The sequence below is a fragment of the Streptomyces sp. NPDC048825 genome (genome assembly GCF_043198355.1).
GTDB classification, from domain to species: domain Bacteria; phylum Actinomycetota; class Actinomycetes; order Streptomycetales; family Streptomycetaceae; genus Streptomyces; species Streptomyces xiangluensis.
Genome location: NZ_JBICUR010000019.1, coordinates 137,790 through 150,079 on the forward strand (window position 1 = coordinate 137,790; position 12,290 = coordinate 150,079).

General features: G+C 69.8%; 8 protein-coding genes. 2 read left to right on the forward strand and 6 right to left on the reverse strand.

Annotation, left to right across the window (positions count from 1 at the left end; translation table 11 throughout):
* Positions 1 to 14: 14 nt before the first annotated feature.
* Together ACGFNK_RS36350 and ACGFNK_RS36355 are read right to left on the reverse strand one after the other, a co-directional pair.
* Positions 15 to 4,292, reverse strand: a complete 4,278-nt coding sequence (locus ACGFNK_RS36350; RefSeq protein ID WP_393422906.1) for an NEW3 domain-containing protein — start codon at positions 4,290 to 4,292, stop codon at positions 15 to 17.
* Positions 4,293 to 4,413: 121 nt separating this feature from the next.
* On the reverse strand, positions 4,414 to 5,304 hold the full coding sequence (locus tag ACGFNK_RS36355; RefSeq protein WP_393422908.1) for a MurR/RpiR family transcriptional regulator: 891 nt from the start codon (positions 5,302 to 5,304) through the stop codon (positions 4,414 to 4,416).
* A gap of 256 nt (positions 5,305 to 5,560) precedes the next feature.
* On the opposite strand from ACGFNK_RS36355, the gene ACGFNK_RS36360 reads away from it, so the two are divergent.
* A complete protein-coding gene (locus tag ACGFNK_RS36360) occupies positions 5,561 to 6,325 on the forward strand; it encodes a sugar isomerase domain-containing protein (RefSeq protein ID WP_393423004.1) in 765 nt (254 codons plus the stop codon).
* Between the two features lie 18 nt (positions 6,326 to 6,343).
* Here ACGFNK_RS36360 and ACGFNK_RS36365 read toward each other — a convergent pair whose 3' ends face one another.
* Positions 6,344 to 6,553: a DUF397 domain-containing protein gene (locus tag ACGFNK_RS36365; protein WP_393422910.1), complete on the reverse strand. Its 210-nt coding sequence runs from the start codon at positions 6,551 to 6,553 to the stop codon at positions 6,344 to 6,346.
* On the reverse strand, positions 6,550 to 7,416 hold the full coding sequence (locus ACGFNK_RS36370) for a helix-turn-helix domain-containing protein (RefSeq protein WP_393422912.1): 867 nt from the start codon (positions 7,414 to 7,416) through the stop codon (positions 6,550 to 6,552). Before ACGFNK_RS36370 ends, ACGFNK_RS36365 begins: the two co-directional genes overlap by 4 nt.
* Positions 7,417 to 7,514: 98 nt before the next feature.
* Here ACGFNK_RS36370 and ACGFNK_RS36375 point away from each other — a divergent pair, with 98 nt between their 5' ends.
* Positions 7,515 to 8,069: an ATP-binding protein gene (locus ACGFNK_RS36375; protein ID WP_393422914.1), complete on the forward strand. Its 555-nt coding sequence runs from the start codon at positions 7,515 to 7,517 to the stop codon at positions 8,067 to 8,069.
* Positions 8,070 to 8,520: 451 nt separating this feature from the next.
* On the opposite strand, the gene ACGFNK_RS36380 is transcribed toward ACGFNK_RS36375, so the two are convergent.
* Complete coding sequence (locus ACGFNK_RS36380) at positions 8,521 to 8,877, reverse strand: hypothetical protein (RefSeq protein ID WP_393422916.1); 357 nt, start codon at positions 8,875 to 8,877, stop codon at positions 8,521 to 8,523.
* A gap of 189 nt (positions 8,878 to 9,066) precedes the next feature.
* A complete protein-coding gene (locus ACGFNK_RS36385) occupies positions 9,067 to 12,168 on the reverse strand; it encodes a beta-N-acetylglucosaminidase domain-containing protein (RefSeq protein ID WP_393422917.1) in 3,102 nt (1,033 codons plus the stop codon).
* Positions 12,169 to 12,290: the final 122 nt, after the last annotated feature.

Consider the following 12,290-nt stretch of genomic DNA (forward strand, 5'->3'; position numbering starts at 1 on the left):
ATGTGCGTGCCCCGTCACGGGGCCACATCCAGCGGAACTGCCTCGGTGTAGGCGACGTTGCCGTGCCAGGCAACCTTCGCCAGCAGCCAGTACGAGCCCGGCGGCACCGCCCCGCCATCCACCTCGATGACGCACTCCATCTGCTCCCCGGGCGCGACCGTGAACCCCTGGCAGCCAGGTCCCACCCCGGGCCACGTGCCCCACGAGGAAACGGCCCACAGGGTGCCATTGATCGGACCACGGGTCGTGTTGCGCACGCTCACCGGAACTCGCGTCCGCTCACCCCTGCGCACCCGGATCCACTCAACTCCCAACTGCGACACGAGAGTTTGACCGGTACGCCCGTCCATCTCGCCCTCCCGAACCGCGCCCGGCACATCGAGGGCCACGGCATCCTCGTACACCTGCCCGCCGTACGACAGCCGCGCGGCGAGCCGGTGTCGGCCGGGAACGGCATCGGCGGCGGGTGTCACCGTGCACTCGGCGAGGGTGAATCCGCCGGGGCCCAGCGCGTACGGCAGTTGAGCGGGTTCGGCGACCCAGCCTGGCGGTACGTGCAGGATCACGTCGCCCGACACCGGTGCGTCGGTGAGTTCCGAGGCGATCCGCACGGTCGCCGTGACGGGCCCGTCTACGGTGAGCGTGCTCGGCGAGACGTACACGGTCACGGGCATGTTCCCACGCGGCGCGGGGCCCGAGTTGTGCAGCCAGTACCGGGTGGGGACGGGCTGGGCGGGCTCGTACGCGGCGATCCCGGGCCCCTGCGTCGCGCTGGGGCAGCCATCCCCGGGTGTCGCCAGAACCGTGGCGACCTCGAACCCGGTCAGCCCGACACCGAGGACACCGTCCTCCGGGACCAGTGGCTCCCCCGGCGTCTCCAGAACGTCGGCCCGCGAGCCGCCCGTCCAAGGCAGCGGCCCGCGCACCCGCGCCGGAACCGGCCGGCCCGACACCTCGTGCATGCGCACCGCGATCCCACGCGTCGGATCGGCCGGTGTCACGCTGCCCCGCGCCAATGGGGAGCCGAGCGGCTTGAGGGCGTCGAGGAGTACTTGGCCCTCCGGCTCAAGCGCCAGCAGAGCCGTCCGCCTCGGCAGTACGGGGGCGTCCGCTGCCCGGTCGGCAGCCGCACGCAACCGTGCCGTGAGCGGATGGTTGAACTCATGGCCCGCCTGCGGGAGTTGCAGTTCGCGCCAGTCGCCCTCGCCGCCCATCACCGCGTACTCGAAGGTGTGGGACCAGCGCTGGAGCTGGAAGGACGAGCCGTCGGGGGCGGTGCGGCGGGGCGGGTCGATCCAGATGCCCGAGGGCCAGCCGGTGCAGGAGCGCATCAGGGACATGTAGAGGTCGCCGGAGGAGGTCACCACGCAGCCCGGCGTGCCGCGGTTGAGGACGGCGAAGGTGCGGCCGTCCCAGGCGTCACCCGGTGGCAGGGCCTCGCCACCGCCCGCCGCGGTGGCCCGTACCGTCGCCTCCTCCAGGTCGGTCACCAGCTCGGCGACCGCCTTCGCGTCGTCCTCGGGGCGGGCGCCCGCCACCACGAGCAGCGGCAGCCGCTCCAGGTCACGGAGGTCCGCACCCGGCACCCACTCCTCGCGCAGCCCCGCGCGCGGCGCGACCCACACCGCCGCCACACCCCGCTCGGCCAGTTGCCGCCGCAGCTCGCGCCCGGCGGCCGGGTCCCAGCCCAGCGCCTCGGAGACCACAGCGTTGCGGTCGGGAGCGCCGACGGCGATACGGATGTCGGGGAGGTTGGAGTCGACCTCCAGGTCGCCGTACCGAGGACCGTCCGCGATCGTCGAGGTCGCCGTGACGCCCGCGCGGACGAGGGCCGCCGCGAGCGGGGCCCCGAGCTCGCCGGCCTCCTCCCAGGAGCCGTAGATCAACTCGGCGACGCCGATCGACCGGTGCCCGAGCAACGTGCCCGCGTCGTCCCGGAGTTCGGTCCGGGCGGTGGAGCCGAGCCCGAACCAGGTGTTCGCCGGATTGTCCAAGGTCCACGGAAACCGTTCGCTGTCGACGTCCACGAATCCGAACCCGCGCCCGATCACCGCGTCCGCCACCTCGTGCACCGGCAGCCCGCCCCGCACGTCCGACGGCCACCGCACCCGGATGAGCCGGTCGGCCCCGTCGTAACCGTCGATGGTGGTCGACACGTCGAGTCGCGCGATCCCCTTCCAGAGGCACAGCCGCTGGGTGTAGCGGAAGAGGCCGAGGTCCGCGGTGACGGTGATGCGGGATCCGGCGGGGGAGTGCTCGACCCGCACGTCGGCGGTCACCTCGCTGCTGCGGGCGACGGTCGTGCCGGTCGGCGTGAGATGCCAGGGGCCCTCGCCGAAACGCGGGTGCCTCGGGTACTCCTCCTGCACGACCAGCTCGTTGCCGATGTCCCCGGCGCGCAGCAGGTCGCGGCCACCCTCCGTCATTGCGCGCAACCGGCTCACGCCCCCGCCGCGCGCCGGATCGACGGTCACCTCGTAGAACTCGTTGCGGATGGTCGTCCCCTCGTCCGGCGTCCATCCAGCCACGGAGCCCTCCGCGAGCGGCAGGGCGCGCAGGCCCATGCCCGGCACCTGCGGTACGACCACGCGGAGTTGGCCGTCGTCGTCGCGTACGGCGGGCAGTGGCAGACCCGTGTCGTCGAGCGGTACGAGACCCGCGTCGGCGACGGTGAGCACGTCCCGCCGCTCACGGTTGGCGGAGTTGAAGACAACCAAGTCCGGGGTGCCGCCGGGGAGCTGTGCGACCCGTCGGGCCAGGGCGTCGGTCGCGTCGGCGTGCACCGTCCCGGCCAGGTCGTACAACTCCCGCCAGCCCGTCAGCAGATCGATATAGACCTGGTCGGACTCGGAGCCGGTGACGGCGTCGTGATGGGCGCCGTAGATCAGCTGCCGCCACGCCTTGTCGAGCGCCGCGTCCGGATACGGATGCCCGGTGACCATCGAGGCGAGCGTCGCCCACGCCTCCGCGTCGGCGAGCAGCGTCTCCCCGTACCGCTGTGCCTGCTTGGTATCGATGTACGAGACGTCCTTGCCGGTGTAGACAGGGTTCATGTCCCGGGTCTGCGGCGAGGCCTTGCGGCCTTCCTCGTCGAGCTCCGCGCGAACGGCTGCGAAGAAGTCCCTCGGGATCGCGCTGATGAAGCGGGGCCAGACGTAACGGGCGTTCCAGTCCCGGTGGATGTCCATCACCCAACGGCACGGCGGCGCGTAGTCCCCGCCGACCGGAAGCAGCACATTGCGCGTGAGCGCCACCTGCTTGAGGCCCTTGAACAGCTTGTACGCGGCCTGCTCGGCCCTGGGGAGGGTGGGGGCGTTGTCGATCGCCCAGCCCGCCCCGTAGTGGTTGACCATGTACGCGGTCAGCAGCCCGCGCCCCGAGGGAGCGATCCAGGAGAACTCCGCCGGGAACTGCATCCGGTTCGGATCCCTCGGCTCCTCCCCGAACACCGACAGCGTCGGCCCCCACTGGTGGAAGGGCCCGCGCGCCCACGAGCTGGAGCTCAGCCCCGCGTCCGCCATCAGTCCCGGGAACTGGGGATCGTGCCCGAAGGCGTCCAGCTGCCAGGCGGTTTCGGGGGATGCGCCCATGACGGCTCGCTGGAAGCCGTCGCCGTACACCGCGTTGCGTACGGTCGCCTCGGCGCCGGTGAGATTCGTGTTGGGCTCGTTGTACGTACCGCCCATGATCTCGACGCGACCGGTGCGGATCAGTTGGCGCAGAAAGGCGCGCTCCTCCGGGAAGGCGTCCCAGTACGGCTTGAGGTAGTCGACCTCCGCGAGCACGAAGGTGTACGCCGGATCGCGCCGCGCCAGATCGCAGTGGGCCCGCACCAGGCTCATCCCGGACTGGCCGCGCGAGTCGAAGGTACGGGCCGGCAGTCCGCTCGTCGTGGGGTCGTCGGCGACGTCCCAGGTCTCGGTGTACGCGGCCTGGGTGTTCCACCAGACGGGGTCGTAGTGGAAGTGGCTGACCATGAACATGGTCCAGCCGGGCTCGGCGACGGTGAACTCACCGGTGTGGCAGGCGAGTTGGTCCCCGTCGGCGGCGGTCACCGTGATCTCGCGACGCTCGCCGACGGCGAGCCCGGGCTCGCTGACCACGGGGATCTCCGCGCGCACGGTGCCGTCCTCGGCAGTGGTGGCCTCGGTCTCGCCGGTCACGCCGGGGCCCTCGACACTGAGGCGGACGGTCCGGCCGGGGAGGTGGCTCAGCTCGACGGCGACCACTTGGCGCGGCTGCTCGGTGGTTCCGACGAAGAGCTCGGTCGACTCGACAGAGGTGACGCGCATGGGTCTCCTACGAGAGGGCTCGGCGGAGCCACATCCTGACACCGGGGGATGGTTCAAACAACCATGCCTGCGCGTCATTGGTGGTTCATCCATGCAGTGCGGACCCCGTGCAAGGGCCGCCTCAGCGAGTGCGGCGGGACTTCACCGCATGCCGCGGGGTGATGTGGTCGGTCAGGGCCAGCGAAGCGCTCGCCCGCTGGTAGGAGAGCTGGGCGACCCGTACGTACAGGCAGTCGATGAGCACCAGCACCGAGTGCCGACCGCCGATGCTGCCGGTGCGCCCGGGAAAGATGGTCTCCGTGGAGGTGGAAATGAGCCGGATGTCGGCGGCCCTGGCGAGCGGCGAGCGCGGATCGGAAGTGATCGCCACCGTCGTGGCACCGCGCTCCTTGGCGAGCTCGAACGGCTCGATGGTCTCGCGGGTGGCGCCCGAGTGCGAGATGCCGACGGCGACATCCGCCGGGGTGAGCAGGGCCGCGGAGGTGGCCGCGGCGTGCACCTCGGTCCAGCCGCGCACCGAGCAGCCGATGCGGAAGAGCCTGGTCTCGGTCTCCTGTGCCACCGCGCCGCTGCCGCCGACGCCATAGATGTCGATGCGCCGCGCGCGGGCGACGGCCTGGGCCGCGCGCTCCATCGCGTCGAGATCGATCCGGTCGATGGTCTGCTGCACCGCGCGCAGGTCGGCACTGCCCACGACCTGGACCACCCGTTCGAGGTCGTCGTCCGGGGAGATGTCCGGGCCGATCTCGGCGCTGCCCCAGTCGGAGACCTCGCCGCGCCCCCGTTCCTGGGCCAGCTCGATCAGCAGATGCTGGTACGAGTCGAGCCCGATGGCCCGGCAGAAACGGGTCACCGTCGCCTGGGACGTCCCGGTCCTGCGGCCCAGCTCGGCGGCCGAGCAGTGCGTGACGCCCGCCGGATCCTCCAGGATCAGCTCGCCCACCTTCCGCAGGGAGCCGGCCAGCCGGGGCAGCTCGGTGCGGATGAGTGAGGTGACGTCCGTCGCGGGCATCCGATCTCCTTGGTACTGGCTGCCGAGAATGTGACAGCCACCGTATAACTCCCTGATTGAAATTCAGAACCGGAGGGACCCGGCGGGTGCGGGACGGGTGCGGGTCGGGTGCAGGGCGGGTGGTGGGCGCGGGAGTGGATGTTGCCCGACGATCGCCCCGTGTGTTTTATTCATTCACGTATGGATGTACGCGATGGTGGTTCAATCCACCGGTGGGGAGCACCCCGTGTCTGTCGAGTCCGTGAACGGCGACTCCGTGAACGCCGGCTCCGTGAGCGCCGACGGCTTCGCGCGCGAGAGCCTGGCCGTCCTCGACCGCATCACCGGGTCCGCGCGCGGCGAGGTGCGGCGCGCCGCGGAGCTGATCGCCGACTGCGTGCGCGCGGACGGCGTCATCCAGGCCTTCGGTACGGGGCACTCGCAGGCCATCGTCCTGGAGGTCGCGGGCCGCGCCGGCGGCCTGGTGCCCACCAACCGGCTGAGCATCGCCGACCTCGTCCTGTACGGCGGCGAGGACGCCGGCGTCCTCGCCGACCCGCTTCTGGAGCGCAAGCCCGGTGTCGCCCGGCGGATTTACGACCTCGCCGCCCCACGCCCCGAGGACCTCTTCGTCATCATCTCCAACTCCGGCGTGAACAACGTGATCGTGGAGATGGCACTGCACGCCAAGGAACAAGGCCACCGCCTCCTGGCCATCACCTCGGTCGCCCACACGCGAGCCGTCCCCGCCGCCCACCCCAGCGGCAAGAAACTCGCCGACCTGGCCGACGTCGTCCTCGACAACGCGGCCCCGCCCGGCGACGCACTCCTCGAACTCCCCGACGGCGGCGCCGTATGCGCCCTGTCCACACTCACCGGCGTGATGCTGGTCCAGATGGCCGTCGCCGAGGCGACCTCGCTCCTACTCACCGCCGGCCGCCGCCCACCGGTGTACGTCTCGGCCAACGTCCCCGGCGGCTTCGAGAGCAACCTGGAACTGGAGAAGCATTACGCGGGGCGCATCCGGCGTACCGCTAGCTGACCTCTGGCGTCGTGGGGTTCAGTCCAGGTGGGCGATGAAAGTGCGCCAGGCGTAGGCGGTGAAGGTGATCACTGGCCCGGTGGGGCGCTTGCTGTCGCGGACCGGCACGAGGGCGGGGATGTTGTCGGCGATCTCGACACAGTCATGCTCCGCGCCGCTGGCGGATGCCTTGCGCCATATCGCCCCGGTGAGGTCACATGCGTACAGCGTAGCCCTGGGGTCGGTCACTTCCGGTGGCCCTCTTCCAACTCGGCGATCCTCGCGAGCGAGTCCTCCACGGGAAGCGCCGTCGCACGGATGCGTTCGAAGGCCTTGGCGAAGGGCGTCGCGTCGTCGCCCTCAACGTACGTCGCGCCGCTGAGGTTTTCCAAGAGCACTACAGATGGCATGGGTTGGGGAAATCCGGTCAGGGTGAAGCCGCCCACCACGCCAGGGTGCGCGGTGGAGTTCAGCGGCATCAACTGGACGGTGACGTTCGGCATGTCCGCCACGTCGAGGAGCCGCTGGAGTTGCTCACGCATGGTCGGGGGACGCACGGCGAAGCGCTGGTGCAGTGCTGCCTCGTGGACGATGGCCCACAGCTCCGGAGCCGTACCCGGACGGGAGAGTACGGACTGCCGGGCCATTCGTACCTCCGCCAGAGCGGTGACCTCCTCCGGCGTGCGTGATGTGGTCACGCCGGCGATCGTCTCGCGCGCGTAGGCGGCTGTCTGCAACAGGCCCGGCACAACCAGCGGGGACCACGCGCAGATCGTCTCGGCATCCGTTTCGAGGGAGATGTAGTCGGCGTAGGTGGGAGAGACGATCGCGCTGTACGTCTGCCACCAGCCCTTCTTCCCGGCGTCCCGTGCCAGGGCGCCCAGAGCGTCCCTGACCCTGGTGTCGTTCACGCCGTAGACGGTCAGCAGGGAACTCACGTCTGCGGGCCTGATTGACTGGGTGGCACCCTCGATCTTCGAGAGCTTCGGTGCCCTCCAGCCCATCGCTCCGGCAGCGGCGTCGAGCGTCATCCCCGCTTCATTACGAAGGCGCCGCAGGCTCGCGCCCAGTCGGCGGCGTCGAACGGTCGGTACGAGTGGTGAGTTGGGCATGTGCGGAGTCTGGCAACGCTCGTGAGGAGATCGCACACCGTCGCGAGAACTTCACTCATTTGGGTTGGAAATTTTCTACCTGAGGGAGAAAGTCTCACGTGTGGCTGAAGCTGGGGCAGTTCCAACCGCCCGCCAAGGAGGCCAACGCCATGCACCCCACTCCTCCCCTCACCACGCTCCTCGACGCCGCCACAGCCGCCGCACCCCCTGCACGAACGATCCCCGGCTTCTACCTGCGCTCCCGCCCCCACGGCTTCACCGCACACATCTGCGCCTCGCCTCAAAACCTGTGCCAAGTACGGCAATTGACGAGTACCGAACTGCTGGCACAGGGCGTGGAGGTCGGCGCCGTCGACTCCGCGCAACTCGTCCTCTCCGAACTCGTGGGCAACTCGGTGCGTGCGTACGGCGATTACGTGCCGCTAGTGGTCGAGGTGTACGCGACGTCGCACGGCGTCGTCGCGGTGAACGTCCATGACCCGGAACCCTGCACCCTGCCCAGGCGCCGGGCGACACCGCTCGACAGCGCGGAGGCGGAGACCGGGCGTGGGCTCGGGCTGGTCGACCTGCTCGCACCGGGATGGCACGTACGGCGCTCGGCAATCGGGAAGCAGGTGCGCTGCCGCGTGCCCGCCGAACCCAGCTGGAACTGAAGGACTTGCTCCTGCCCGCATCGCAGGACGGTGGTCCGGAAGCGCACCGCCCTCGCCGGGGCGGCATCGACACCGGACGGCGCTACGCGCGGGGGACGGTCACGCAGCGGATGACTGGCCCGGCATAACCGCCGTCCGCCTACATCAGGTGCACGCGCCGATACGGCGGGAAGCCCGCGGGCAGGTTGGCCCACTTGACGCCATTGTCGGCCACATAGCGGACCGCGTCGATAGCGAGACAGTCACACGACCGGGAAGGCGAGTTGGACTCCACGCACGCGAGCGCGAAAGGCTGAGACAGCAGGGCCTCCTGGTGCTTGGTTTGGTTCGCACCCCCGAGCTACCAAGAGGCCCTGCTGCCATGCGCCGGCTCTCACGTGATCACCCGATCAGGAACGCTGTTCGACCAGACCACCCCATGATCGATAAGCGGATGGCGTCTGAGGCCAGCTCAGTCCTCCCACCAGACGGAACCTGTGTAGATCCAGCCACACCAGTCGTTGGTGCGGTCAGAGTACTGAACCTTGAACCACTCATTTCCGTAGCTGTTCCTGACGCCCTCGAAGAAAGCCAAGGATGCACCCCGGTTCACGGTCTTCACGACGGAGGAAGACTTGTAGTAATGGGTCCTGATGTACCCCTTGTCGACGACGACCGAGACCCTGTCGGTGGCCGTGCCGCTGCATGCGCCCTGGACGGCGACAGGTAGTTCGGGCGGGGTGACGGCAGCAGCAGGCGACGCTGCCAGGGTTCCGATCATGATCGCAGATGCAGCTGCGGCTCCGGCCAGACGATGAAGCTTGCTCATCAGGTCACTCCCCGTTGAGGATTGTCATTTCTGTCCTCGGCCAAGCTAGGGGGAGAGCGTGTCAGCCCGAACCTGGAACTCTTGAGGTTGACTCGGGCCGTCGATGGCGAGGCTCGCGAGACCGCCGGCCGACGCCCGCTGGTCTACGTCTCGGCCAGCGTCCCCGGCGGCTCCGAGGGCTGACGCCCGCTACTCCACAGGTACGGGTGTGAGCGCCACCGCGAGCGGATAGGCGCCGGTGGCCAGAGGCGACCCGGTGGTGCCCGACGAGGTGTCGACCGGTACCAGGACGTTTCCGTCGGCGGTGGTGACGTAGGCCTTGGCTCCGTTCCAGTCCAGGGCGACGTCGAAGGCGGACCTGCCGACCTTGATCGTGGTGCCGGGGATGCCGGTGACCGTGTCCACGGGGGTGACGGTGTCGCCAGTACTGGGGCTGACCCACAGAGTCCGTCCGTCGGGGGACAGGGCGAGACCGTAGGCCTGGCCGGAGACCAGGAGCGTCGGCTCGGTGTCGTTGGTGGCCGTGTCGATCGGAGTGACCGTCGAACCACCGGAGTTGGACACGTACACCGTCTTGCCGTCGGGTGCGGCCACCACGTTGAAGGGGCGGGGGCCGACCGGGATGGGAGCGCCGGCCTTCTGGCCAGCCAGGTCGACCGGTGTCACGGTGTTGTCGTGGATGTCGGCCACGTACAGCGTCCTGCCGTCAGGCGTGACCGCCATGTTCTCCGGGCCGGAGCCGACCGGGACGGGGGTGCCCGCCTTGAGGTCGGCGGTGTCCACCGGCTGGACCGTGTTGTCGGAATAGTTGGCGACCCAGAGCGTGCCGCCGTCCGGCGTGAGCGCGAGCCCGGCGGGGACGCGGCCCACGGCGACCGTGGCGGTGACCGTGCCGCGCGCCACATCGATGACGCTGACCGAGTTCGAGCCCTGGTTGGCGGCGTAGGCGGTACGCCCGTCCGCGCTGAGGATCACCTCACCCGGGTTGTTGCCCACCGAGATGTTGGTGCTCTTCCCGGAGTCCAGGTCGATCGAGCTCACGGAAGCGCTGCTGAAGTTGGCCGTCAGCGCCCGCGGCGTGCCCGTGCCGTTGCCGACCTGGACCGGGATCGCCCGGTCCAGGACGGCCGTGCCGTCCGCCGAGCCCGTCGCCACGACGGAGCGGACCCCGTCTGCGGCGCCGTCTCGCGCCGTGAAGGTGACGGTGGTGGAGGCGCTGCCTCCGGCGGGGACGGTCAGGTTGCCCTCGTCGGGTGAGGCGGTTACGCCGTCGGGTACGTCGAGCTTCCAGGAGACCGTCCGGGCGGACGTGGACCGCTTGTCGGTCAGAGCCAGGGTCACCGTCGCGGTCGTGCCGGGCTTCAAGGCGAGGGAACCGGGATCGAAGGAGATGTCGACGCCAGGGTCGGGCGCGTTCTCGATCACCGTCGTGTAGAGGAACTGGTCCATCACTCCCGGCGAGACCTGCTGGGGAATCGCGTCCAGCTCCTTGCGCTCGGCCCTGAGCTTCTTCCAGTACGTGGCGACCGCGTCGGTGTCGCCCCGCTTGTTCGCCAGGAGCAGGTCCACGGCCGTCTGTCCCGCCCTGCCGTAGTGGCCGAGCTTGTCCAGCCAGGCGGATGTCTCCGTCAGGAAGCCGGAGTTGTCGAGCCGGGCGCGCAGTTCGCGGGGCGTGGCGGCCATGTCGGAGAAGTACGCCCTGAGCGCCTCGGCGGCCTGGTCGAGGCCGCTGTCCTGCTCGTACGCCTTGCGGAAGGCGTCGATGAGCGGGGTGAGCGTGGGCGATTCGGTCGCGTCGAGCTGGGAGGAGTAGTTGTTCTCGGCGAAGATCCGCAGCCATTTCGCCGCTGCGGGCCCGCCGAGGTCGCGGACGGAGGCGAGGAAGGACTTACGGGAGTCGTAGGCGTCCGGGTTCCAGAGGTAGTCGGCGGAGGTGAACAGGGCGATCCGGCTCGCCTCGCCCTGGACCATGGGGTTGGCGGTCACTCCGGTTGCCGCCGCCGCCACTGCGGGTTCGCGGCCGGTGTAGGGGCCGAGGAGCAGGCGGCTGGTGACGTAGTCGTTGACCGGGTAGTTGTCCCAGATCAGGATCGGGTGGCCGTACACCTTGCGGGCCTGCTCGACCTGGTCGGCGGTGATGCTCGGCGCGATCACGCCGACGCCGGTCCACTCCACCACCACGGAGGGGTCGAGCTTCTCCCGCAGCGCCTTCTTGTAGGGGGAGTCGGCGAGGTCGGAGTACTCGGTGGGGACCATTTCCAGCGGTTGCAGGCCGGAGTGGTCGGCGGAGAAGTCCTGCCACACCTTGTTGAGCAGATGGGCCTGGGCGGTGCCCGCCGCGCCGCCACCGGTGCCGAACTCCTTCTCGTCGGCGTCGCAGTTCCACTTCGTGTAGCTGATGTCGTCGAGCGGGATCGCGAAGGAGCGCACGCCGACGTCGTACAGCGAGTCGAACTTGGCGGTGAGGGCCTTGATGTCGGCGTCCGAGGAGTAGCAGACCGACAGTCCCGGCGACAGGGCGTACGTGAAGCGGACGTGGTTGGCGTCGGCCCGGTCCACCAGCTCCTCGATCCGGGCCAGTTCGGCGGACGGGTAGGCGTCGCGCCACTTCGCCCGCAGGTACGGGTCGTCCTTGGGCGAGTAGACGTAGACGTTCTGCTTCGTACGACCGTAGAAGTCCAGCTGGTTCAGCCGCTCGGCGTGCGACCAGGGCGTCCCGTAGAAACCCTCGATGACCCCGCGCAGCGCGGCTGCCGGCCAGTCCCGCACGGCCACTTCGGGGAGTACGGAACGCGATCCGCGCGTCTTGGTGACGAGCTGGCGCAGGGTCTGGGCCGCGTAGAACGTGCCGGTGGTGTCGACGCCGGACAGGGCGACGAGGGCCCGTCCGTCCTTGCGCCCGGACGCCAGGACGTAACCGCCCGAAGCCAGGCCTGTCGGCGGCTCGGCGCCCAGGCGTTTCAGCGCCTTCCCGGTGGCGTTGCTCTCGTCCGGGCCGCCCACGTAGACCGTGAGCCCGGCGGCGGGGGGCTTGTCCCCGGCGCTCGCGGTGATGATCTTGTCGGCTCCGGCGTCGCGCAGAACGGCCTCGACGAGCCGTCGTGCCGACGGGTCGGTCCGGGGACCGACGACCTCCACGACCCGGTCGGGCACGGTGAGTCGACCCGAACCGGCCTTGATGTTCTGGGGAGTCGGCCACACCTTGGGAACGGCGCTCGGCGGCAGCTCCGCCGCCGACGACGACGGCGGGGCCGTCACCCCCACGGCCGTCAGCAGCGCGGCGACCAGCATTGCCGGTCGCCGCGTCCGTCTCCTACCTCTGACACGAGTGGCTAAGAGCACGGGATCTCCTCAGTGGGTGAATGGACCCACCAAGTGATGCTAGAGATGCTGAATGGAACATTCAACGGTGC

Coding starts and splice junctions, on each gene's coding strand:
- ACGFNK_RS36350 (WP_393422906.1), bottom strand. CDS start 4,292: ATGCGCGTCACCTCTGTCGAGTCGACCGAGCTCTTCGTCGGAACCACC.
- ACGFNK_RS36385 (WP_393422917.1), bottom strand. CDS start 12,168: ATGCTGGTCGCCGCGCTGCTGACGGCCGTGGGGGTGACGGCCCCGCCG.
- ACGFNK_RS36355 (WP_393422908.1), bottom strand. CDS start 5,304: ATGCCCGCGACGGACGTCACCTCACTCATCCGCACCGAGCTGCCCCGG.
- ACGFNK_RS36380 (WP_393422916.1), bottom strand. CDS start 8,877: ATGAGCAAGCTTCATCGTCTGGCCGGAGCCGCAGCTGCATCTGCGATC.
- ACGFNK_RS36370 (WP_393422912.1), bottom strand. CDS start 7,416: ATGCCCAACTCACCACTCGTACCGACCGTTCGACGCCGCCGACTGGGC.